The organism is Devosia marina (assembly GCF_009758415.1).
Classification (GTDB): Bacteria; Pseudomonadota; Alphaproteobacteria; order Rhizobiales; family Devosiaceae; genus Devosia; species Devosia marina.
Genome location: NZ_WQRF01000008.1, coordinates 12,176 through 34,589, shown reverse-complemented (window position 1 = coordinate 34,589; position 22,414 = coordinate 12,176). Strand labels below are relative to the sequence as shown.

At 61.6% G+C, this 22,414-nt stretch carries 27 protein-coding genes; 15 read left to right on the top strand and 12 right to left on the bottom strand.

From position 1 onward, the window contains the following. Positions 1 to 93 precede the first annotated feature (93 nt). Positions 94 to 609 (top strand): MarR family winged helix-turn-helix transcriptional regulator, encoded by a 516-nt coding sequence (locus tag GO014_RS16560; RefSeq protein WP_246204695.1) that lies wholly within the window; start codon positions 94 to 96, stop codon positions 607 to 609. A 9-nt stretch (positions 610 to 618) separates the two neighbouring features. Here GO014_RS16560 and proC read toward each other — a convergent pair whose 3' ends face one another. The 4 genes from proC to GO014_RS16540 all read right to left on the bottom strand — a co-directional run bounded on the left by proC (position 619) and on the right by GO014_RS16540 (position 3,321). After that, positions 619 to 1,443 carry a pyrroline-5-carboxylate reductase gene (gene proC, locus GO014_RS16555; protein WP_157291458.1) on the bottom strand — a complete coding sequence of 275 codons (825 nt, stop codon included), beginning with the start codon at positions 1,441 to 1,443 and terminating at the stop codon, positions 619 to 621. Continuing rightward, entirely contained in the window at positions 1,443 to 1,943 is a 501-nt protein-coding gene (locus GO014_RS16550) for a type III secretion system chaperone family protein (protein WP_104893634.1), read from the bottom strand. Before GO014_RS16550 ends, proC begins: the two co-directional genes overlap by 1 nt. Positions 1,944 to 2,331: 388 nt before the next feature. Next, positions 2,332 to 3,057, bottom strand: a complete 726-nt coding sequence (locus tag GO014_RS16545; RefSeq protein ID WP_157291457.1) for a metallophosphoesterase family protein — start codon at positions 3,055 to 3,057, stop codon at positions 2,332 to 2,334. 12 nt (positions 3,058 to 3,069) lie between these two features. Next, on the bottom strand, positions 3,070 to 3,321 hold the full coding sequence (locus tag GO014_RS16540; RefSeq protein ID WP_116588996.1) for an accessory factor UbiK family protein: 252 nt from the start codon (positions 3,319 to 3,321) through the stop codon (positions 3,070 to 3,072). A gap of 119 nt (positions 3,322 to 3,440) precedes the next feature. On the opposite strand from GO014_RS16540, the gene GO014_RS16535 reads away from it, so the two are divergent. Continuing rightward, entirely contained in the window at positions 3,441 to 4,106 is a 666-nt protein-coding gene (locus GO014_RS16535) for a hypothetical protein (protein WP_157291456.1), read from the top strand. A gap of 81 nt (positions 4,107 to 4,187) precedes the next feature. Here GO014_RS16535 and GO014_RS16530 read toward each other — a convergent pair whose 3' ends face one another. Next, positions 4,188 to 4,547: an endonuclease domain-containing protein gene (locus GO014_RS16530; RefSeq protein ID WP_210252470.1), complete on the bottom strand. Its 360-nt coding sequence runs from the start codon at positions 4,545 to 4,547 to the stop codon at positions 4,188 to 4,190. Positions 4,548 to 4,810: 263 nt separating this feature from the next. On the opposite strand from GO014_RS16530, the gene lgt reads away from it, so the two are divergent. The 7 genes from lgt (at position 4,811) to pth (ending at position 10,533) form a co-directional block, all read left to right on the top strand. After that, entirely contained in the window at positions 4,811 to 5,635 is an 825-nt protein-coding gene (gene lgt / locus GO014_RS16525; protein ID WP_157291455.1) for a prolipoprotein diacylglyceryl transferase, read from the top strand. Further along, entirely contained in the window at positions 5,632 to 6,735 is a 1,104-nt protein-coding gene (locus GO014_RS16520; RefSeq protein WP_157291454.1) for a class I SAM-dependent methyltransferase, read from the top strand. Before lgt ends, GO014_RS16520 begins: the two co-directional genes overlap by 4 nt. After that, complete coding sequence (gene pgeF / locus GO014_RS16515; RefSeq protein WP_157291453.1) at positions 6,732 to 7,493, top strand: peptidoglycan editing factor PgeF; 762 nt, start codon at positions 6,732 to 6,734, stop codon at positions 7,491 to 7,493. The genes GO014_RS16520 and pgeF overlap by 4 nt, the downstream gene beginning before the upstream one ends. 118 nt (positions 7,494 to 7,611) lie before the next feature. Beyond that, the gene (locus GO014_RS16510) at positions 7,612 to 8,544 is read left to right on the top strand and encodes a ribose-phosphate pyrophosphokinase (protein ID WP_116588991.1); all 933 of its coding nucleotides are present in this window, start codon (positions 7,612 to 7,614) and stop codon (positions 8,542 to 8,544) included. A gap of 76 nt (positions 8,545 to 8,620) precedes the next feature. Then, on the top strand, positions 8,621 to 8,977 hold the full coding sequence (locus GO014_RS16505) for a YciI family protein (RefSeq protein ID WP_157291452.1): 357 nt from the start codon (positions 8,621 to 8,623) through the stop codon (positions 8,975 to 8,977). Between the two features lie 143 nt (positions 8,978 to 9,120). Then, positions 9,121 to 9,750 carry a 50S ribosomal protein L25/general stress protein Ctc gene (locus tag GO014_RS16500; RefSeq protein WP_157291451.1) on the top strand — a complete coding sequence of 210 codons (630 nt, stop codon included), beginning with the start codon at positions 9,121 to 9,123 and terminating at the stop codon, positions 9,748 to 9,750. 69 nt (positions 9,751 to 9,819) lie between these two features. Continuing rightward, positions 9,820 to 10,533, top strand: a complete 714-nt coding sequence (pth, locus tag GO014_RS16495; protein ID WP_157291450.1) for an aminoacyl-tRNA hydrolase — start codon at positions 9,820 to 9,822, stop codon at positions 10,531 to 10,533. 88 nt (positions 10,534 to 10,621) lie between these two features. Here the strand turns inward: pth and melA are convergent, their stop codons facing one another. Next, positions 10,622 to 11,989 (bottom strand): alpha-glucosidase/alpha-galactosidase, encoded by a 1,368-nt coding sequence (gene melA / locus GO014_RS16490; protein WP_157291449.1) that lies wholly within the window; start codon positions 11,987 to 11,989, stop codon positions 10,622 to 10,624. 260 nt (positions 11,990 to 12,249) lie between these two features. Further along, a complete protein-coding gene (gene ychF, locus GO014_RS16485; protein ID WP_157291448.1) occupies positions 12,250 to 13,347 on the bottom strand; it encodes a redox-regulated ATPase YchF in 1,098 nt (365 codons plus the stop codon). Positions 13,348 to 13,626: 279 nt separating this feature from the next. On the opposite strand from ychF, the gene GO014_RS16480 reads away from it, so the two are divergent. From GO014_RS16480 to GO014_RS16465, 4 genes are all read left to right on the top strand, one after another. Further along, positions 13,627 to 14,106: a MaoC family dehydratase gene (locus GO014_RS16480; RefSeq protein WP_157291447.1), complete on the top strand. Its 480-nt coding sequence runs from the start codon at positions 13,627 to 13,629 to the stop codon at positions 14,104 to 14,106. Beyond that, positions 14,103 to 14,660: a MaoC family dehydratase gene (locus GO014_RS16475; RefSeq protein ID WP_157291446.1), complete on the top strand. Its 558-nt coding sequence runs from the start codon at positions 14,103 to 14,105 to the stop codon at positions 14,658 to 14,660. The genes GO014_RS16480 and GO014_RS16475 overlap by 4 nt, the downstream gene beginning before the upstream one ends. A gap of 31 nt (positions 14,661 to 14,691) precedes the next feature. After that, complete coding sequence (locus GO014_RS16470) at positions 14,692 to 15,036, top strand: hypothetical protein (RefSeq protein ID WP_116588982.1); 345 nt, start codon at positions 14,692 to 14,694, stop codon at positions 15,034 to 15,036. Between the two features lie 149 nt (positions 15,037 to 15,185). After that, on the top strand, positions 15,186 to 16,205 hold the full coding sequence (locus tag GO014_RS16465) for a TerC family protein (protein ID WP_157291445.1): 1,020 nt from the start codon (positions 15,186 to 15,188) through the stop codon (positions 16,203 to 16,205). A 559-nt stretch (positions 16,206 to 16,764) separates the two neighbouring features. On the opposite strand, the gene GO014_RS16460 is transcribed toward GO014_RS16465, so the two are convergent. Continuing rightward, positions 16,765 to 17,361, bottom strand: a complete 597-nt coding sequence (locus GO014_RS16460) for a TetR/AcrR family transcriptional regulator (protein WP_157291440.1) — start codon at positions 17,359 to 17,361, stop codon at positions 16,765 to 16,767. A gap of 125 nt (positions 17,362 to 17,486) precedes the next feature. Between GO014_RS16460 and GO014_RS16455 the strand changes: the two genes are divergently transcribed. Together GO014_RS16455 and GO014_RS16450 are read left to right on the top strand one after the other, a co-directional pair. Further along, the gene (locus GO014_RS16455; RefSeq protein WP_157291438.1) at positions 17,487 to 18,704 is read left to right on the top strand and encodes an MFS transporter; all 1,218 of its coding nucleotides are present in this window, start codon (positions 17,487 to 17,489) and stop codon (positions 18,702 to 18,704) included. 112 nt (positions 18,705 to 18,816) lie between these two features. Continuing rightward, positions 18,817 to 19,227, top strand: coding sequence for a VOC family protein (locus tag GO014_RS16450; RefSeq protein WP_116588978.1), 411 nt, complete (start codon positions 18,817 to 18,819; stop codon positions 19,225 to 19,227). 74 nt (positions 19,228 to 19,301) lie between these two features. Here the strand turns inward: GO014_RS16450 and GO014_RS16445 are convergent, their stop codons facing one another. The 4 genes from GO014_RS16445 to GO014_RS16430 all read right to left on the bottom strand — a co-directional run bounded on the left by GO014_RS16445 (position 19,302) and on the right by GO014_RS16430 (position 22,410). Further along, positions 19,302 to 19,835 (bottom strand): adenine phosphoribosyltransferase, encoded by a 534-nt coding sequence (locus tag GO014_RS16445; RefSeq protein WP_157291436.1) that lies wholly within the window; start codon positions 19,833 to 19,835, stop codon positions 19,302 to 19,304. A 28-nt stretch (positions 19,836 to 19,863) separates the two neighbouring features. Further along, positions 19,864 to 20,058, bottom strand: coding sequence for a hypothetical protein (locus GO014_RS16440; RefSeq protein ID WP_157291434.1), 195 nt, complete (start codon positions 20,056 to 20,058; stop codon positions 19,864 to 19,866). Between the two features lie 232 nt (positions 20,059 to 20,290). Next, complete coding sequence (locus GO014_RS16435) at positions 20,291 to 21,145, bottom strand: cytochrome c1 (RefSeq protein ID WP_157291433.1); 855 nt, start codon at positions 21,143 to 21,145, stop codon at positions 20,291 to 20,293. 14 nt (positions 21,146 to 21,159) lie between these two features. Further along, on the bottom strand, positions 21,160 to 22,410 hold the full coding sequence (locus tag GO014_RS16430) for a cytochrome b (RefSeq protein ID WP_116588974.1): 1,251 nt from the start codon (positions 22,408 to 22,410) through the stop codon (positions 21,160 to 21,162). Positions 22,411 to 22,414: the final 4 nt, after the last annotated feature.

The following is a 22,414-nucleotide window of genomic DNA, read 5'->3' as shown; positions in this document are numbered from 1 at the left end:
GGGCCTTTTGCTCAATCATGCATCAGGGTCAAACCCTTGGCAAACCGGAACGGCTCTGGAATAAGTCAAAGCTGTGGTGCCGATGGAGGAACAATGCCAGCGGATCGAAAAAATGTCAACAAGGCTGACATAAATTCTCTGGCCGATCAGGCACACCTGCCGCTCGACATCATGGGGCTGTTTTTCTTTGCCTATCGCGACTTCACCGGCGACGCCGATGCCCTGCTCGAACGTCAGGGTTTTGGCCGCGCGCACCACCGCGTGCTTTATTTCGTCAATCTGCGCCCCGGCATGCCGGTGGCCGATCTGCTCGACATCCTGAAAATCACCAAGCAGAGCCTGGCCCGGGTGCTGCGCCAACTGATCGACAATGGCTATGTCGAACAGCGCACCGGCCATGCTGACCGGCGCCAGCGCCTACTCTACGCGACCGACAAGGGCCGCGAATTCTTCGCCAAACTGTCCGAAACCCAGGCCAGCCGCATCGACGCCTCGATCGACGCCCTGCCCCCCGAAGCCGCCAACATGGTCCGCCGCTTTCTCGTCGGCATGGTCGATCCCACCGACCGCGCCGTGCTCGACCGGCTCAACCTCACCAGCAAACTCTGAACTCAGGCGTCAGCCGCGCCCCAGCTCTTCGCTGCGCTTGCGGGCGGCATTCACGGCCCGTTCCATCAGCGGTGTCAGCCCGTCATCGGCCATCAGCACGGCCAGCGCCGCCGCCGTCGTGCCATTGGGCGAGGTCACGTTCTGCCGCAGCACGCCCGCCGGGGCCGGATCGGCCTCCATCAGCGCCGCCGCGCCGATCACCGTCTGCCGCGCCAATTGCATCGCCACGTGATCCGGCAGGCCTTGCTTGACCCCGGCCGCCGCCAGCGCTTCGACCAGGTTGAACACATAGGCCGGGCCCGAGCCGGACACCGCCGTGACCGCATCGAGATCGCTTTCGGCGTCGAACCAAGCCACCTGCCCCGCCGCCGAGAGCAGCGCATCGGTCGCCGCCCGGTCGTCAGTGCCCACATCCGGGCCGGCCACGGCGCCGGTCACGCCCTTGCCGATCTGCGCCGGCGTATTGGGCATGGTGCGCACCACCCGCCCGGTATCCAGCCCCGCCGACAGCGTCGCAATGGAAATCCCGGCGGCAATAGAAAGCACCAGCGTCTGCGGGCCGACGGCTTGCTTGAGCCCCTCCATCACATCGCCGATGATCTGCGGCTTGACCGCCAGCACCAGCACATTGGGGTCCAGCCCGACCGCCTCGGCATGAATCGTCAGCTCATAATCGGCCGCCAGGGCCTTGGCCGCATCGCTCGGCGCTGGATCGACCAGCACCAGATTGCTACCCGGCAGCCCGGCATCGAGCCAGCCGCGCGCCAGCGCCATGCCCATCTTGCCGGCGCCAACCAGCATGACGGGACCCAAAGTCCGCAAATGTGCACTCATTATGCTTCGCCTACTGTCTCGAACATCACATGGCTCAGTGCATCGGCGGCCGACTTGCCGGCCCAGACGACGAACTGAAACGCTTGATAGTAGAGATCGCAACTATCAGTAGCAGAACGCAGCAGGGCCTCGCATTGTTGCGGCGAAACATCGGCCCCGCCCGTGAGCAGGTGCGAATTGCGGAACAGGACCACGCCTTCCTTGTTCCAGATGTCGAAATGCCCGATCCAGAGCTGCTCGTTGATCAGGCTGATCAACTGCTTGATTTCGGCCCGCCGCCCCTCAGGTGCCTTCAGATCGAAAGCGCAGGCGATATGCAGGCTTTCCAGATCTTCCATCCAGTTGAACGAGACGTGATAATCGCTCCACCCCCCGCGCACGGAAATGGAAATCTCGTCGGCATCCTGCCGCTCGAAATTCCAGTCGTTGATCGAGGCGATGTGCTCGACAAGGTCCACCGGATGGGAGACGCGGTCGGGCTCATATTCAATCAGGGACATATAGATCGTCCGTCCTTGGAAGGCGTTTTCGTCCACGCAGCCCTTGGGGCCACCACTCTAGGGGTACGCTTGGAGAACAACACCGCCAACGCGACGGCCTCAAGAATCGTCCTCCATGTCTGAACCCTACACTGCGTCTCTGATTCAGGGGACGCGACGGGATCGGAGAACACCATTCTCTTGTGGATGATGATTGGGCCGCCATGGTTAACGAGCCGTTAAAGCGCCCGGCCAGCCTGTCTCGAAACGGTGCTTTTGCACACTTCGACTCGTGCCGCAGGCAAAATCTCCCCTGTGGGGAGATTTTAAAGAAGAAGGCCATGAGAGCTAGGCTCGAATGGCGGCGCCGCCCCTGCGCTTCGCGCTTAAGCGATATCTCGGAGCCCGCCTACCCCAGGCTCTCCGGCCCGACCCAACCGAAGCGGATCGCATCGCCCCAATCGGCAAATCCGTTTTCCTTGGCCAGCCGCGCGGCGGCCTCGGTATCATAGGGCACCGAAATCAGCGCCGTCTGCCATTTGCCCAGCCGCCGCTCGACAATGGCATAATGCGCGTCGGGCGAACCGCGCACCATCTGCATCCCGACCGAACCGGGATTGACCAGCAAGCGCCCGTCGCTCAGGCGCAGCGTGCGCGCAATATGGGTATGCCCGCACAGGATCACCGGCTGGTCGAGCCCCACGGCCTCGCGCTCCACCTCGGCCTCCGAGGGCAGCACCGTGTTCCGCCCATCAAAGAAATTGTCGAGCCAGGGCTTTTCGTCACTGCTCGGCGTGCCGTGGCACAGGAACACCGCATCGCCCAGCTTGGCTGTCGCCGGCAGGCTCGCCAGCCACCCCATCTGGTGCGCGCTCAATTGCGCCCGCGCATATTCATCCACCGACCAAGGCTCGTGCCGCAGCGAGGGGTCCACCACCCAGCGATCGTGATTGCCGCGAATGGCAGTGGCGTCCAGCGCCATCACCCGCTCGGCCGCCCCGGCCGGATCGATCGGTCCACTCACATGGTCGCCCAGGCACACAATCGCCTCGACCCCATGCCGCTCGATATCCTCCAGCACCGCGTCCAGCGCCGGCACATTGCCATGAATATCGGAGAGAACCGCGATCCGCATCGCCTGGCCCGCCTAGCTGGCCGGCTTGTCGCCGCGCAGGGCCGCCAGCTCCTTGCGCAGCGCCTCGATTTCCTCGCCCTGCACCTGCACCAGCTCGCGCAGCGCGTCGAAATCCTCACGCTTGACCAGGTCCATGTCATTGACGATCCGCGTCGCCTGGGCCTTCACGACGGTTTCCACCTCCCGCCGCACCCCATCAGCCACCCCGGCCGCCTCATTCATCACCCGGCCCAACCCGTCAAAAATCTTGTTGTTCTGGTTCATGGCACGGCTCCGTGTCGTGGAAAATTCCTGTTCCCCGATATGTAAGCGATGGGCGGGGCAATGACCAGTGCGGCGGATTGGTGCGGGGAGGATTGGGGTGGTAAGGAGACAGGCAGCTTTTGGCCCTAGCGGGTTTTAGGATTTTACAAGAGGTCAAGGTTCTCTTGTGGTTCCACTTTGAGGTACAGGTGCGCTTTTCTTCCCTCTGTCTGATGACGATCGCTATCTGCCTTGCATCAGAAGCCCGGGCGGGCGAACTGGATGTAGAAGCGTGGCGGCAACTCTGGACGCGCTGTCGCATCGCCATTGAGCAGAGCGAAAGGCTGAACACCCAAGGGCTAACCGACCTCGGACCTTCGATCATGCGCGTTGCTCCTGTTAACGTAGAGGGCTTGGATGCACCATTGATGCCTGGTCATGAGGTGCACGAGCAAAGCTGGCAGCTACCCAATTCTTCGTTTGTCTTGGTGGAAGGGGAATACGACGACAAGCGACGTAGGTGCGACGTCCGATTAGGTCTCAACGTTCCACCCGTGACGTCGGTCGAAGAGGCGGACTTTGTGTCCGCGTTCAAAGAGGAACGACAGTTGCTGGTTGCTGATGGAACCCATGAGGAAAGAAACCCTGATCCCATCTTCTCAACGAACCTTGGGGTAGGGCCGCTTGCGCGCAGCGACAATGGCTGCAGCATTATGTCTGGCCTGCAGATTGAGACTAGGCCAGGTAGAGAGCCGGTCTTCAACGCTTTCGCCGCCGAGCAGTCAAACTGCTTGACGCGCCCCTAGGCACGACTGTCCTTCACGAATCCCCCTCAAACTCGATGCGTCCCTCCCCCTCATCAGGGGGAGGCTAGGTGGGGGTATCCACTAAGGCTCTTCAGCCCCCGGCTCACCGAGAATTTCCGTCAGCGAAACAAACACACCCTCTCCGCGCCGCATGAGATCCTCATTGGTGAACCGCAGCACGCGATACCCGCGCCGTTCGAGGAATGCCGTCCGCTGCGCGTCATGCGTCACACCGGCTCCGGAATAATGCGTGTCGCCGTCGATTTCGACGATGAGCTTTCGGCTCTTGCAGACAAAGTCCACGACATAGGGACCGATGGGCGCCTGCCGTCGCAAGTGGAGGCCCGCGTCGCGCCAGGCCCGGATCAGCTTCCAGAAGCGGCGCTCCGGCTGGGTCTGCTCCTGCCGCAGCTTGCGGGCGAATGTGACAGGATCGACCATGGGTGCTCCTCAGCCAAGACTAGCATCGTGTTTGCGCAAGAGCACCCCCACCGGCCTCCCCCTGAAGAAGGAGGAGGGGTAGGTTGGGGCGGTGGGAGCTTGTGAGACCTTCGGACGTTCGGGACCTTCACAACGCCCCGCCCGTCCATCAGCGCACCCCCTCCGCCCAGACGCGCCTTGAACCGCCGCCCGCATCGGGTTACGGCACTCACGGTGCTGCCATAATCGAACGGCATGCCGGTCGGCCTCACGGAGACAGAGCCTTGCCCTTCCCCAATATCGACCCCATTGCCATTGCCATCGGCCCCATCGCCATTCGCTGGTATGCGCTGGCTTATCTGTTCGGGGTCATTCTGGGCGCCGGCTATGGCTATCTGTTGTTGCGCAATCAGCGCCTCTGGCATCGCGGCGCGCCGCCCTTCAAGGCCGGCGAGATCTGGGATTTCGCCTTCTGGGCCATGCTCGCCATCGTCATTGGCGGGCGCGTGGGCTATGTGCTGTTCTACAACCTGCCCTATTACCTGGAAAATCCAGCCCAGATCATCAACACGCTCGATGGCGGCATGTCCTATCATGGCGGCATGCTCGGCCTGATGCTGGCGGCGATCCTGTTTACCCGCTCAAAGGGCGGCAACTGGCTCTCCAGCCTTGACCTGCTCGGCGCCGTCGCCACCATCGGAATTCTGCTCGGGCGCCTGGCCAATTTCATCAATGCCGAGCTCTATGGCGCCCCCACCACCGCGCCCTGGGGCGTCGTCTTCCCCACCGATCCGCTGCAATTGGCCCGCCATCCCAGCCAGCTCTACGAAGCCGCGCTCGAAGGCCTCTTGCTCTTCCTCGTCATTCGCGTCGCTACCCATGTGTTCTACGCGCTCAGGAAGCCCGGTCTGGTCGCCGGCATCTTCGCCATCGGCTACGCGCTCTCGCGTATTGCCGTCGAATTCGTCCGCCTGCCCGATGCGCAGCTTGGCTATCTCTATGGCGGCTGGCTCACCATGGGCCAGGTGCTCAGCCTCCCCATTCTCTTGGGCGGCCTGATCCTTGTCATCTATGCGGCCACCCGCCGCGAAAACCCGTTGCGTCCATGATTGAAAAACCCACCCAAACCAAGCTCGACAGCCTGACGCTGGAACAGCAGATCGATTTGCAGATCGCCACCTCCGGCCCGATCTCGGTTGCCACCTATATGGGCCTCTGCCTCACCCATCCGTCCAAAGGCTATTACCGCGCTGCCGAACCGCTCGGCGCCAAGGGCGATTTCGTCACCGCGCCGGAAATTTCCCAGATGTTCGGCGAGCTGATCGGCTTCTGGCTGGTCAATCTCTGGCAGCAGATGGACGAGCCCAAAAGCTTCACCCTGCTCGAACTCGGCCCCGGCCGCGGCACGCTGATGGCCGATATCCTGCGCGTCGCCTGCCGCGCCCCCGGCTTCCGCGATGCCCTGAACCTCCGCCTGTTCGAAACCAGCCCGGTGCTGATGGCCGAGCAAAAGGCCAGGCTCGAAGTCTATGACCCCAAATGGCTGCAGGATTTCGAGAGCTTTGACGACGGTTCGGTACTCATCGTCGCCAATGAATTCTTCGACGCCCTGCCCATCCGACAGTTCGTCCGCAAGGAAAAAGGCTGGCATGAGCGCCAGATCGGCCTTGTGGACGGCAAGCGCGCCTTTGGTCTCTCGCCCACACCCATTCCGCCCGCCTCCATGCCTGATGCGGTGGCCAATGCCGCGCCCGACACCATGCTCGAGGTCTGCTTTGCCGCAGCCGAAGTCCTCACCCGCCTGGGCAAGGTGATCGCCCAGCAGGGCGGCGCCCTCCTCGCCATCGACTATGGCTACGGCACGACGCAAACCGGCGACACCCTCCAGGCCGTCCGCCGCCACGCTTATGCCGATGTGCTCGAAGCCCCCGGCGAAACCGACATTTCCGCCCATGTCGATTTCGGCGCCCTGGGCAATGTCGCCCGCGCCGCCGGCCTCGCCACCCAGCCACTGGCCAATCAGGGCGAATTCCTGACCCGTCTCGGCATCGGCGAGCGCGCCGCAGCCCTTTCCGGCGCCAATCCTGGCTCAGCCAACGATATCCGCACCGCCCATGACCGGCTGGTCGGACCCGACCAGATGGGCAAGCTGTTCAAGGTGTTCTGCGCCCACAGCCCCGGCCTGCAACCACCCGGCTTTGCTGCATGACCGCCCCGCACGAACAGGCCCCGGCCCTTGCCGCCATCCCGACGATCCGCCACGGTTTTTTCGGTCGGGCCGGTGGCGTTTCCACTGGCGAACATGCCGGCCTCAATGTCTCGCTCGCCATGGGTGACGAACCGGCCCGTGTCGAGGCCAATCGCCAGATCGTCGCCGACACCATCGGCCTCGGTCCGCTCAATATCCTCAAGCAAACCCACTCCACCCGCGTCCAGACCCTCACCGGCCCCATGGCCCCCGGCAGCGTCGACGCCGACGCCCTGGTCACCGCCACACCGGGCCTGGCCCTGGGCATTCTCACCGCCGATTGCACACCAATCCTGTTTGCCGACCCCGAGGCCGGTGTCATCGGCGCCGCCCATGCCGGCTGGCGCGGTGCGGCCGAAGGCATTGCCCTCAACACTATCGCCGCCATGGTGGCCCTGGGCGCCGACCCGGCCCGCCTCCGCACCGCCATCGGCCCCACTATTTCCGGCCCCAATTATGAAGTGGGCGACCGGTTCCGGGCCGACCTGCTCGCCATCAGCCCCGAAGGCGAGCCCTTCTTCACCACGCCCGCAGGCGGCAAGCCGCATTTCGACTTGCCCGGTTTTGTTGAAGCCCAATTGCGCGCGGCCGGCATCGCCACGGTCGAGAACCTTGGCATTTGCACCTACGCCGCCCCGGAGCGCTACTTCTCCCATCGCTATGCCACCCACCAGCAGACCAAGACCGGCCGCCAGATCGCTGTCATCGCAATGACATGAGGTTTATTTACCGCTAAGCCCAAAGTGCCGTTGTCACGCCGGACACTTGCCGCTAAAGCTGCCCGCGAAACTGGAAGGTCCCATTCCCTGCGGGACCGGTTGAGACAGGATCGCGTCCATGAAGCTGGTGACCGGCAATTCCAACCGACCTCTGGCCCAGGCCGTCGCCAGCTACCTCGAACTTCCCCTGACCGACTGCACGGTGAAACGCTTCGCCGACAAGGAAGTCTATGTCGAGGTGCACGAGAATGTCCGCGGCGAGGATGTCTTCATCCTCCAGTCGACCAGCTACCCGGCCAATGACAATCTGATGGAGCTGCTCATCATCGCCGATGCGCTGCGCCGCTCCTCCGCCCGCCGCATTACCGCCGTCCTGCCCTATTTCGGCTACGCCCGGCAGGATCGCAAATCAGCCCCCCGCACGCCGATATCGGCCAAGCTGGTCTCCAATCTGATCACCGAAGCCGGCGCCAACCGCGTCCTGACGCTCGATCTGCACGCTGCCCAGATCCAGGGCTTCTTCGATATCCCCACCGACAACCTGACCGCTGCCCCCGTCATGGTGCGCGATATCCGCGACAATTATGACGTCAAGAACGTCATGGTCGTTTCGCCCGACGTCGGCGGCGTGGTCCGCGCCCGCAATGTTGCCAGCCGTATCGGCGCAAGCCTCGCCATCGTCGACAAGCGCCGCCCCCGCGCCGGCGTGTCCGAGGTGATGAACATCATCGGGGAAGTCGAAGGCCGCACCTGCATCATGATCGACGACATCGTCGATTCCGGCGGCACCCTGGTCAATGCGGCCGAGGCCCTGCTCAAGGCCGGTGCCAAGGAAGTCTCCGCCTATATCACCCACGGCGTGCTCTCCGAAGGTGCTGCCGAACGCATCGCTGCCTCCAAGCTCAAGGAACTGGTGGTCACCGATTCCATCCTGGAGACCGATGCGACCAAGGCCGCAGCCAATATCCGGCGGATGTCGATCGATGCCCTGATCGGCGAGGCCATCGCCCGCACCGCCAGCGAGCAAAGCGTCTCGAGCCTCTTCGACTAGCGTCGCGTTCACAAATCCTATCCCCCCGCACCCATCTGGCGTTATCCTGTGCTCACCAGCACAGGAGGAGCCGACCATGCCGCGTTTTCTCGCTCTCTATATGGGCACGCAGAATTCCGAAGTGCAGAAGGCCTGGGACAACCTTCCAGAGGCCGAAAAGACCGAGCGCAGTCAACGCGCCATGACCGAATGGGGACAATGGGTCGAGCGGCACCGCCACGTCATCGTCGATATGGGCGCGCCGCTCGGCAAGACGCTGCTGGCTTCGCCAGAGGGTATAGCTCCCACCCGCAACGCCGTCGCCGCCTATGTCATCGTCGAGGCCGACACGCACGATGACGCGGCACGAATGTTCAGGAACCATCCCCATTTCACAATCTTTCCGGGAACGGGCGTGGAGATCATGCCCTGTCTGCCCATGCCGAGCCCATAAAGGACTGCAGACTGCGGGAATCTATTGCCCAGTGCCCCCTAATCCTCTATAGCCCAGCGCCATGAAGCGCTCGTCACCCCTGGAGGACGGGCGCGTATGTTGTTGTAGGAATGACATACACCAACCCAGAATGGATGATTTCCATGGCTGCCAACAAGGTGCTCAAGGCACAGGCGCGTGAGGGAGTGGGCAAGGGGGCCGCTCGTGAACTGCGCCGTCAGGGACGTGTTCCCGCTGTTATTTATGGTGACAAGAAGCCCCCCGTCACTGTTTCCGTCGCATTCAAGGATGCGCTGAAGTCCATCTACTCGGGCGGCTTCAAGTCGCACATTCTCGATCTCGATGTCGACGGCACCATCCACAAGGTGATCCCGCGCGACTACCAGCTCGACGTCGTCATGGACCAGCCGGTCCACATCGACTTCCTGCGCGTTTCGGGCAACTCCACGATCACTGTGGAAGTGCATGTCGAGTTCATCAACGAAGAGAAGAGCCCCGGCCTCAAGCGCGGCGGCACCCTCAACGTTGTGCGCCACACTGTTGAACTGATCGCTCCCGCCAATGCCATCCCTGAGGCCGTCACTGTCGACCTCTCCGGGACCGAGATTGGTGACTCGATCCACATTTCGGCTGTCACCCTGCCCAAGGGCGTCAAGCCCACGATCACCGATCGTGACTTCACCATTGCCACCGTCGTTGCGCCGTCGGGCCTCAAGTCCGCCGAAGCCGCCGATGGCGGCGCCGAGGCAGAAGAAACCGCTGACGAGGAGTAATCCCCAATTCAGCGACGAAACGTGTGAGGCGGCCTATGGCCGCCTCATTCATTTGCAAAGGCTGGTTTGATGAAATTACTTGTTGGACTTGGCAATCCCGGCGCCCAATATGCGGGCAACCGCCACAATATCGGCTTTATGGCCATTGACGCCATTGCCGCGGCCAATGGCGTGTCCAATTGGAAATCCAAGCATGCCGGCCTCATCGCGGAAGCTAGCATCGGCGGGGATCGGGCATTGCTCCTCAAGCCCCAGACTTTCATGAACAAGTCCGGTGACAGCGTCCAGCAGGCCGCCCGCTTCTACAAGATCGACCCCGCCGACATCATCGTTTTCTACGACGAGCTCGATCTTGCCCCCGGCAAGGTCCGCGTGAAGGTCGGCGGCGGCAATGGCGGCCATAACGGCCTGCGCTCCATCGATCCACAGATCGGTCTCAACTACAAGCGCGTTCGCCTCGGCATCGGTCATCCGGGCAAGGAATTCGTCACCCACCATGTTCTGGGAGATTTCGCCAAGGCCGACCAGGCCTGGCTCACGCCTTTGCTCGACGAAATCGCCCGCCAGGCACCGCTGCTCCTCAGTGGTGACGACAGCGGCTTCATGAACAAGCTCGCCCTGGCGGTGAAAGGCGACGAGCCGGCGAAAAACGACAAGCCCGCCACCCCCAAGGCGCAGAGCCATATCCGCCAGGCCCGCCCCGCAAAGCCACAGGTCGGGGTCCCGAAATCGGGACCCATGGCCGACATGTTGAGCAAGCTGTTCGGAAACAAGGGCGAGTAGCAGGTTCGCATGCCCCGATGCGGCACACTATTTACAGAATAAGGCCCCGGCGGGCTCACACCGGGGCCTGAAGTCCTGCAATCCTCGCCTACGCCACGGCCGCCTTGCGTGGCCCCCGCGCCCATTCGGGCAGCCATTCGCCATGCGCCTCGATCAGATCGTCGACGACGTTCCAGATCTGGTCCAGATCCAGCTCGGCGGCGGTGTGCGGATCCATCATTGCAGCGTGGTAGATGTGCTCGCGCTTTTCTTCCACCAGCGCCCGCACGGTCAGTTCCTGCACATTGATATTGGTGCGCATCAGCGCCGTGAGCTGAGGTGGCAATTCGCCGATATAGGTCGGCTGCAAACCGTTGTCGTCCACCAGGCACGGCACTTCCACCGCCGCATTGTTCGGCAGCGAGGTAATAACACCATTATTGCGCAGATTGCCGTAAATCACCGAGGGTTCGCCGGTCCACACCGAGTTGACGATGGACGAGGCATATTCCTTGCTCTCCTTGACCTCGATGCGGTCGGCCTTTTTGTAGTCGTCGCTGGTCTGCTTCCACTTCGCAATCTGCTCGATACAGCGCTTGGGATATTCATCAAGCGGAATGCCGAATTTCTCGATAATGTCTTCGCGCCCTTCCTTGATGAAATAGGGGGTGTACTCGGCAAAATGCTCCGAGCTTTCGGTGACAAAATAACCCAACCGAGTCATCATCTCGTAGCGCACCTTATTGGGGCAGCGCGGGTTCCAGCCCGGCTTTGGCGCGCGGCCCTCGCGATAGGCGCGATGCAGCTCAGGATAAAGGTCCTTGTAGCTCCCGTCGGGCTGGCGATGCTCGAATTTGAGATAGAACGCCATGTGGTTGATACCCGCCGAGCGGTAGCGGATTTCCTCGTAGGGAATATCGAGGTCGTGCGCCAGCTCCATGGCCGTGCCCTGCACCGAGTGGCACAGGCCAACCTGTTTGATGGACGGATATTTTTCCGCAATCGCCCAGGTATTGATGGCCATTGGGTTCACATATTGCAGCATCACCGCATCGGGCGCGACCTGCATCATGTCCTCGCAAATGCTCCACAGATGCGGCACGGTCCGCAGCCCGCGCATGATGCCACCAACGCCCAGCGTATCGGCAATCGTCTGGCGCAGATTGTATTTCTTGGGCACCTCGAAATCGACCACCGTGGAAGGCTCATAGCCCCCGATCTGGAAGCAGACGACCACGAAATTGGTGCCATCCAGCGCCTCGCGCTGGTTCGAAAAGGTGGTGACCGTAGCCGGCACGCCAAGCGTCTTGACCAGCTTGCCGGCAATGATCGCGCTTTCTTCCAGGCGCGTCGGGTTGATGTCCATCAGCCGGATTTCCGCGCCCGCCAAAGCGGGCCGTTGCAGAATGTCGCCGACAATGTTCTTCATGAACACGGACGAGCCTGCACCGATAAAGGTGATTTTGGGGTTTGCCATTGGGGATGCTCCGTAACTGGCCGGGACCGGCCTGCGGCTCCTCCTGCCGCGTTGATCCCAATGCTATCGGCAATCGCCGATGATGCAATCCGGGATGGAATGCCTTTATTCCGGTTTTCTAAGAAATCTGCTCGGCAGGGTTTGTGGCTCTTCCACCTAGGCAATCTCATCGACTACCGGGTCACGCAGAAAAACGGAAAGCCGGCGCTGCGTTTCGCAGCCACCGGCTTTCCCTCAACTCTTTTAAGAAACGAGCCGCCTCAGACGTTGAACTTGAACAGCATCACGTCGCCATCCTTGACGACATAGTCCTTGCCTTCGTCGCGCGCCTTGCCCGCTTCCTTGGCCGGCACTTCGCCACCCAAGGTCACGAAGTCCTCGTAGCCAATGGTCTGGGCGCGGATGAAGCCGCGCTCAAAATCGGTATGGATTACGCCTGCCGCCTGGGGTGCTTTGTCACCGCGATGGATGGTCCAGGCGCGCGTTTCCTTGGGGCCGACCGTGAAATAGGTCTGCAGGTGAAGCAGATCGTAGGCCGAGCGGATCAGCCGATCGAGACCGGGCTGCTCGAGCCCGAGCGATTCCAGGTATTCCGCCTGCTCCTCATCGGGAAGCTGTGCAAGCTGGCTCTCGATCTCGGCCGAGATAATGACGACGCCCGCCTCATTGGCGGCGGCATAGTCTTCCACCTTCTTGGAATATTCATTGCCTGTCGCTGCCGAACCTTCATCGACATTGCAGACATAGAGCACCGGCTTGCTGGTCAGAAGCTGCAGCTCGGTGAACGCCTTTTCCTCTTCCGGATCGCGCTTGACGAACCGGGCTGATTTGCCTTCGCGCAGCACGGCCAGCGAGCGGTCGATCAACTCCAGCGTGACCTTGGCTTCCTTGTCATTCTGCTTGACCTTCTTTTCTACACCGGGGCGGCGCTTTTCCAGGCTCTCCAGATCCGCCAGCATCAATTCGGTCTCGACCACCTCGGCATCGGCGAGCGGATCGACCTTGTTGGAGACGTGAATGACATTGCTGTCTTCAAAGCAGCGCAGCACATAGGCAATGGCATCGGTCTCGCGGATATTGGCCAGGAACTGGTTGCCCAGCCCTTCGCCCTGCGAAGCGCCCTTCACCAAGCCCGCAATATCCACAAAGCTCATGCGCGCCGGCAGAATCTGTGCCGACTTGCCAATAGCCGCCAGCTTTTCCAGCCGCGGATCGGGCACCGAGACCTCGCCCACATTGGGTTCGATCGTGCAGAATGGGAAATTGGCCGCCTGCGCAGCCGCAGTGCGGGTCAATGCGTTGAAAAGCGTCGACTTGCCGACATTCGGCAGGCCGACAATGCCCATCTTGAAGCCCATGGGTATCTCCGGGAAATCTTTGCGCTCCACTTGGGCGGGATCGGCGCCGATGTCAATCTTTCCCCTCTTATTCCGCTCCCCCTTGGGGAGAAGCGGACCGGCAAAGCCGGATTGGAGAGGGGAATACTGCCACCGTGCAGGAGCGGCGATGAAGCTGTCCTCATCCAGAGCTCTGCGCCGCCTTCTCCCCGTTCAGCAGGAGAATGGTCCGCGAGCCCGTGATACTTGCCCTTCCTGGAATATCGTGGCAAAAACGCAGTTGACGTATAGGGCAAGTAAATGACCAATCCTGTCACCAAAGATCGGCGTCATTTTGAGGATCTCGCAGTGGGCGAAGTCATCGATCTGGGTCGCACCACCGTCTCCAAGGAGATGATCATCAACTTCGCGCGCGAGTTCGACCCCTTTCCTTTTCATCTTGACGAGGAAGCGGCGAAAGCCAGTCTTCTCGGCGGCCTCGCCTCCAGCGGCTGGCAAACCGGCGCACTGAGCCTCAGAATGCTGGTCGACAGCTTCCTCTCCACCATCGCCTCCTGCGGCGGACTGGGCTTCCGGGACCTGAAATGGAAGACGCCGGTCATGGTCGGCGACACCATTGGCGGCAACGTCACTATTGCCGGGTTGCGTCGCTCCGAAAGCCACCCCCAATGGGGCATTGTCACGCTCGACTTCGACGTCCGCAACCAGAAGGATAAGCCGGTGCTGACCATGCGGCTGGCCAATCTGGTTGAGTGCCGTACGCCGGAGGCGGCAGCATGACCCGCTGGTTCGAAGACATCACGCTCAACGACCCCTTCCCGCTTGGCGATCACACCTTCTCCGCCGAAGAAATCATCCGCTTCGCCACCCTCTACGACCCGCAATATTTTCACACCGACCCCGAGCTTGCCAAGCACAGCCATTTCGGCGGCCTGATCGCCTCGGGCTGGCACACGGTCAGCGTCGGACACCGCAAGATGGTCGATGCGCTCTTTGCCGAAGAGGAGCGCCTGCGCGGCCTGGGCCAAGAGCCGGGCGTCTCCGGCCCCTCCCCCGGCGTCAACGCCATGGATTTCAAGGCGCCAGTCCGCCCCGGCGACACCGTTACCTATACGCTGATTGTTACTGACAAGCGTCCATCCAATTCCATTCCCGGCTGGGGCCTGCTGTTCAACCAGCTCACGGCCGTCAACCAGCGCGGCGAATTGGTCTATGAGGCCCATCTGGTCGGCTTTTCCAAGCTGCGGGACTACGTCATGCCACTCAAGCTGCGCATCATGCTCGGGATGACGAAGATCCCTGTTCTCGGAAAGCTGATCAGACGCACCTCTTGATCGTGTCGCGGCGCATCGGCATGCTCTGGCCATGCGCCGATTCGCCCTTTGCCTCGCCCTCACCGTCTTGTCTGCCGCGCCGGCATTCGCCCAGGCCTACCAGGGCAATTGGAGCTGCCGCGACGCCACCACAAATCGCGCTGGCATCCTGACCATTTATGGCCAGGTCTATGGCTGGGCCTCGCGCGTCGCCAACGACCCTAATTCCGGCACTGGCACGCTAACCCCCTATCAGGACGGCGTCGGCTTCAACGACGGCAATCTGCGCGCCAACGCGGCCATTCAGGCCGGCCGGCTGGTCGATGACGCCAATTTTGGCACCGCCCTGCAGCTCGAAACCGCAGACTCAATCGTCATGCTATGTAACCCGCGCTAATCCGGGCTGTTTCTCCGCCAAAAGCGGGGGTTGAACTTTCTCGCCTTTTCCCGCATTTAGAAGGGGCAGTGCCGGGCCCCTCTGGTCATAGCCCCTTGCTATGGCGATGTCGGAACTGCTCCACCTATTCACATGGAGAAGGTCCGGCGATGGAATCGCTTCTTGCCGCCCTTTCGGGCGATTTTCTCGGTACACCAACTTATTTCTGGGTCGCGTTCATCGCGATCGTCATAGCCCTGCTTGTTTTCGACCTCGGCATCCTGCACCGCGATGAACATGAGATCGAAGCCAAGGAGAGCCTGCTGCTCTACGGCTTTTATGTCCTGATTGCCCTGGCCTTTGGCGCTTGGGTCTGGTTCAGCCGCGGCGCTCAATCCGGTCTCGAATTCTACACCGGCTATCTCATCGAGCAGTCACTGGCGATGGACAACATGTTCGTCATCGCCACCATCTTCGGCTTCCTCGGCATTCCCCGTCTCTATCAGCACCGCGTGCTGTTCTGGGGTATTCTCGGTGTCATCCTGTTCCGCGCGGTATTGATCGGTGTCGGGGCCGCCTTGGTTCATCAGTTCGAAGCAATCTTGTTCCTCTTCGGCGCGTTCTTGGTGTTCACCGGCATCCGCATGTTCTCCCATTCCGACGAAGAGCCGGACATGGAGAACAACAAGATCCTCATATTCCTGCGGCGCCACTTCCGCATCACCAATGAGTTGCGCGGTCGTCGCTTCACCGTCAAGGAGCCTGATCCCAAGACTGGCAAGCTTGTCACCTGGCTGACCCCGCTGGCCGTGGCGCTCATCATGGTCGAAATCGTCGACCTGATCTTTGCCGTGGACTCGGTGCCGGCGGTGTTTGCGGTGACCCAGGACACCTTCATCGTCTACACCTCCAACATCTTCGCCATCCTTGGCCTGCGCGCGCTCTATTTTGCCCTCGCAGCCGCGATGAACCGCTTCCGCTATCTGCAGATTTCGCTGGCGATCATCCTGGTGCTTATCGGCATCAAGATTTTCCTCGTGCCCCTGGGTATCAAGATCGACACCATGTTCTCGCTTGGCGTCACCATCTCGATCCTGGCCGGCGGCGTTCTCTACTCGCTCTGGAAGACGCGCAACGAGCCCGATATCAGCGCCGAAGACGCGCCCAAGACGGGTCAGTTGGAACCCTGAGCACTATTTTCGTTCACACGATGAGACAAAGGCCGGCGGTTGACGCCGGCCTTTTTGTTTTCCCATCTTCCATCACTCTTACGGAGGTTCCACACCGAAATGATCTGAGAACTCGTCTCGGACCCTTGCCCGGCGTCGGCTCCACGCGCTGCGTGTGACCGGTCAGTGCTGGTGGCGAAGGTCGATGAGTTCGGCAGATCTGGTGCCCTGACGGCCTGACACCGGCCTCCATTTTTCTCGCATTCCCGGCGTCCCATCTAAAAGCGCTTCATCGCGTGGCCTTGCCGCGCACCGTTCTGCTTTCAGCCAGCCCGCGCATTCGCTCCCGGGCGGGAAAGGATGCTTCATGCCCAAATACCAGTTCCAGCGCCCCCTGCCGGTCCGGTACACCCACAATGTGCCACGCCATGGCGCGCCCGCTCCACAGCGCAAGCTAGAGGTCAGGCGCACTCCCTCGGCCAGGGAGCCCTCGCCTGTCCCCGCGCTTGAGGGATCTGCCAAGGCGGGGTCCGCGTACCTGAGCGAAACCCGCCGATCCCGGCTTTTCACCTGGATCGGCTCACTGCAACTCTCGCAGTAGCCCCTCGACCAGCCGGCGATAAGCAGCCGTCGCGCGAGCCGAAATGGCCTGAGGGTCCTCGGCATTGGCGATCCAGGTCGCTGCATAGCAGGACGCGCCGGTCAGCATGCGCGCTGTGGCCTCAAGGTCCACATCCCGGATCACGCCCTCTGCGGCCAGCTCTGCCAGGCACTCCTTCATCGCCGTCATGCAGCCATTGGTTGTCGGCCAGCTTGCCGGATCACCAAGCACGGCGGGCCCGTCCCGCAGGATGATGCGCCGGATTTCCGGCTCCAGTGCCATCTCGATATAGCCGATGCCCTCTTCGATGAAGCTTTCCCAGGGCGTCATCATTTTGGCCGCGCGAGCCTTGAGTCGCACGGCCATCTCTGCGTCGATCTGGGCGACCACCGCCTCGAACAGGCCGCGCTTGTCACCGAAATGGTGGTAGAGCGCGCCGCGCGTCAGCCCGACCTTGGCAGTAAAATCATCCATTGATGCATCGGCATAGCCGATCTCACCAAACGCTTTGCGCCCTGCCGCCAGCAGTTTTGCGCGGGTCTCGGCGATCATCTCGCTTCTGGTCCGGACAGCCATTCACACCTCGAACTCATACGCCCCGTATGCTAATTGACATACGCCACGTATAAATATACCAACTCACATACGCCGCGTATAAATATGCACTAGGTCGCGGCTGATCAAATGTCGAGGAACTTGACATGCCCAACCCCTATGCGGAGATCTTTCGCGCCCCCGGAGCCAAGGGTTTCGCTGCCGCCGGCTTTCTGGCCCGCATGCCCATGGCCATGGCGCCCATCGGCATCGTCGCCATGCTTTCTCAGGCCCATGGTGAATATTGGCTCGCCGGGGCCGTTTCGGCGACCTACGCCCTGACCAACGCCCTGCTCGCCCCACAAATCTCTCGTCTGGTCGACCGCGCCGGCCAGACCCGTATCCTGCTGCCCACCACGCTCATTGCTGTCGCCGCATTCTCTCTGCTCATGCTCGCCGTCAATCAGAACTGGCCAGTATGGACGCTCTATGTCACGGCCTTCGCAGCAGCACTCATGCCCAGTTTTCCAGCCATGATTCGTGCCCGCTGGAGCGAATTGTTCCGGGACCGGCCAGAGCTCAACACCGCCTTCGCTTTCGAGTCAGCTGCCGACGAGCTGGTCTATATTGCCGGCGCCTCCCTCTCGGTTGGCCTCAGCGTCGCACTCTTTCCCGAAGCCGGCATGCTGGCCAGCACCGCCGCTCTGACCGTTGGTGGTCTCGCTTTTATTGCCCAGCGCGGCACTGAACCAACGCGATCAAACACGGGGGGCCATACGACTGGCTCGGCCATTCGCCAGCGCCCCGTGCAGATCGTCACCCTGGCTCTCGTCTTCGTGGGCACCATCTTCGCTACCGCCGAAGTCAGCGCCGTGGCAATCACCGAGGCCTTGGGCGAACCAGGCGCGGCCAGCCTGGTGATCGGCGTCTATGCCGCCGGCTCCTTCGTCGTTGGTCTCATCATGGGAGCCATGACCATCCGCATGCCCATGCAGCGCCAATTGGCCATAGCCGTGGGCATAGTTGCCATCACCACCATCCCCCTGCTCTTTGCTGATACCGTTGTCTCGCTGGCCTTCGCCGTCTTTGTCAGCGGCATCGCCATATCGCCTACCTTCATCACTGCATTCGGACTGATCGAGCGGCGCGTTCCGGCTGCCTTGCTCACCGAGGGAATCACCTGGGTCATCACAGGCATTGGCATCGGCATGGCGCTGGGGGCTTTTGTCGCCGGCTGGGTCGTGGACACCTTTGGCGCCCAGAACGGCTTCTGGGTATCCGTCTTCGCCGGCTTCCTTGCGCTAACCACTGTCGTGCTGGGCCAGCAGCAATTGAGCCGGACAATACCCGGGAGTGGCTCCCCGTCGCCTCAACCCGCCCAATAGCGCAACCGCCTTCATGATCTGCTGCAGGGCCACCCCACGAGGCGCCGGCTTTGCACCAGTCTTGCCGCATTTGCCCGTTAACGAGTTGTCGAACGACAAGGAGACAGGCCAAATGGGCGCTATCCATGAAATCGTCTTTGATTGTGTTGAACCAGCCGTCCTGGCCCCTTTCTGGGCCGGCTTGCTGGAAGGGTATACCCTGCGTAAGACCGAAACGGATCCGGCCGCAAGTCAGGTTCTGGGCCTCGATCCTAACGCGCCCGCGATCCTGATGATTGACGGCCCCGGCCCCTCCATCTGCTTCCAGAATGTGGATGGGCAGCGTCCGGACAACAATAGGGTCCATTTCGACGTAGGGGTCGAGGACAGGGTCTCAGAGGTCGAGCGCCTGAAAGCGGCCGGCGCTTCGGTCGATCGCGTTCTGCCCACCTATACAGTCATGCGCGATCCGGAGGGCAACCAGTTCTGCCTGGTCGACAAGCGCCAGCAACAATTGGCAGGCGAGGTTGAACAAGCCGCCTGAGCGCTTGCGCGGCCTGTCAGGGCTAGTAGAGGCAAAGGCGCGCCCGCTTTCCAGGGCACGCGCCGGAATGACCCTCAATGCCCCTGAAACGCCATCAGGGATGACACTGTGACACCTTCGGCGCGCAGCTTGTCTGCACCGCCGATTTCCGGCAGGTCGATCACGAATGCTGCGTCATCGCATACTGTACCGGTGCGCCGCAGCAGTCCGACCGCAGCAATGGCGGTGCCTCCTGTGGCGATTAGGTCGTCCACCAGCAACACCTTGTGCTCCGGCCCCACTACACCGGCGTGGATCTCGATGGTGTCGACCCCATATTCGAGGGCATAGTTCTGCCCGATGGTTTCGCCTGGCAGCTTGCCCTTCTTGCGGATCGGCACGAAGCCAGCGCCCAGCGCAATCGCTACGCCCGCTCCGAAGATGAAACCCCGCGCTTCAATCCCGGCCACATGAGTAATGTCCCTGCCCCGATAGGTCGCGGCAATCCGCTCCACGCTCTCACGAAATCCTTCGGGGTGCTCGATCAGCGTGGTGATATCGCGGAACAGGATACCCTTCTTGGGATAATCTGGAATCGTGCGGACGAGCGACTTCAGGTCGAGCGACATCAATGGCCTTGTCAGTTGGAATGGAAAGTCAGGTCTTGTTGCGGCCCAGCACGTGCCGGGCAATTACACCGGCGTTATAGGCCACGTTGCGCGTGGTGCTGATCGCCGTCTCACGCGCTTTGGGGTTGTTGACCACGGCCTGCACGCCAGCGCGGACAGCCGGATGGCGGCTGACGGCAATTGCGGTGCTGACCACTGTGACGGCAAGGCGAACGGCGGACATCGCGGTTTCCTATAACAACCCGGACTTTCCGCAATATCGCGATTGAGCGGGGCAAAGGCAAGGGGCGGACTGCCGCGGCAAGCGCAATTCATTGCGACGAGGCACAGAAGCAAAGGGGCCCTTCCGGGCCCCTCAAATTCAACTGGCGGTGCATGCCCTGCGAGCATAGCTCTTCGGGCCTGATTACCCAAAATCGCCCCACTGGGGCGATTTTGCCGCGAGCGGCCCGTGATCAGTGTTCAATGCCAGCCCAGAGCTTGCGCTTGGTTGCGTACATCAGGCCTGCGAATAGCACCAGGAACAGCAGCACCACGAAACCGGTCTGCTTGCGGCTGACCAGGTGCGGTTCGGCCATCCACATCATGAATGCCGAGACGTCTGCCGAGTACTGTTCGACAGTTTCAGGAACGGTCACGCCATCTTCGCCCGGCTCATAGGTCACCGAACCGTCGGCCAGCGGCGGAGCCATGCCGATCGCGTGGCCGGGGAAGTAGTCGTTATAGTACTTGCCCTCGGCCAGTTCGAACCCTTCTGGCGCGGTCTCCGGCACTTCGTCGTGGTAGCCATTGAGCAGGGCATAGATATAGTCCGCGCCGCCCTCCTGGTAGCCGGTAAAGTAGTTGAACACCCAGGTCGGGAACGGGTCGGTCACGCCGCGGGCCTTGGCCAGGACAGAAAAGTCAGGGGGCAACGAACCGCCATTGGCGTCACGCGCTTCCTGATCGTTCGCAAATGGCGAGGGCCAGCGGTCTGCCGCCACTGCCGGGCGGCGTCCGCCCTCGGCAGTCGCATCTTCAACCTGATATTCGGCAGCAAGCGCCTTGACCTGCTGCTCCGAGAAACCCGGACCGCCCGGCTCGCTGAGATTGCGGAACGCAATCAGGTTGGCGCCGTGGCAGCTTGCACAAACTTCACGATACACTTGGAAGCCACGCTGCAACTGGTTTTCGTCATAGGTGCCGAAGATACCGGCAAAGCTCCAGTTCTGGCGTTCGATAGTTGCACCGGCTTCGGCGGCCTGGGCCGAGACAGCGGACAAACCAACCATGGCGGCGACAGCGGCGATGATGAACTTGGTCTTGAACATGTCTATCGCCCCGATCACGCGTGTGCCTTGCCGAGAACGCTCTCGGAGATGCTGGTCGGCAGCGGCTTCGGCGTCTCGATGCGCGAAAGTACCGGCAGCACCACAAGGAAGTAGATGAAGTAGTAGGCCGTGCAGACCTTGGCCAGCACCGTGTAGATGCCCTCGGCCGGCTGCGCCCCCAGATAGGTCAGGGCCACGAAGTTGATCGCGAACAGCCAGTAGAACCACTTGAACATCGGGCGGAACGAGCCCGAGCGGACCTTGGAGGTGTCGAGCCATGGCAAGACCAGCAGCATGACCAGCGCACCGCCCATGGCGATCACGCCACCGAGCTTGGAGTCGATGAACAGCACGTTGAAGTCGATCGCGCGCAGGATCGTGTAGAATGGCAGCAGGTACCATTCGGGAACGATATGAGCCGGCGTCACCTGGCTGTTGGCCATGATGTAGTTGTCGGGGTGACCCAGAATGTCTGGCGCGAAGAACACGAACCAGGCAAACGGGATCATGAAGACCACCATCGCGAACAGGTCTTTCATGGTGTAGTAGGGATGGAACGCGACGGTATCGCGGCTTTCCTTCACTTCCACGCCGATCGGGTTGTTGTTGCCCGGCACGTGCAGCGCCCAGATATGCAGGCCGACAATGGCCGCAATCACGAACGGCAGCAGATAATGTAGCGAGAAGAAGCGGTTGAGCGTCGGGTTGCCCACGGCAAACCCACCCAGCACGAGCTGCTTGATATTCTCGCCGACCACCGGAATAGCCGAGAAGATGTTCGAGATAACCGTGGCACCCCAGAACGACATCTGGCCCCAGGGCAGGATGTAGCCCATGAACGCGGTAGCGACGGTCAGGATGAAGATCAGCACGCCCAGGATCCAGATGATCTCGCGCGGCGCCTTGTAGGAGCCGTAGTAGAGACCGCGGAACATATGGATATAGAGCGCCACGAAGAACATCGAAGCACCCACCGCATGCACGGCCTGGATGATGCGACCGCCATTCACGTCACGGCGGATATGCTCGACCGAGTCGAACGCCATGGCGATATTGGGCGTATAGTGCATGGCCAGAATGATGCCAGTCACGATCTGGATACCCAGGCACATCACCAGGATGGCCCCGAAGGTCCACCAGTAGTTGAGATTCTTGGGCGTGGGGAAGTCCATCAAGTGTTCTTTGGCGAAACGGACGACCGGCAGGCGGTCATCGAGCCACTTCTCGACGGAGTTTCCGGGAGTGTAGGTAGAATGTTCGGACATCGGA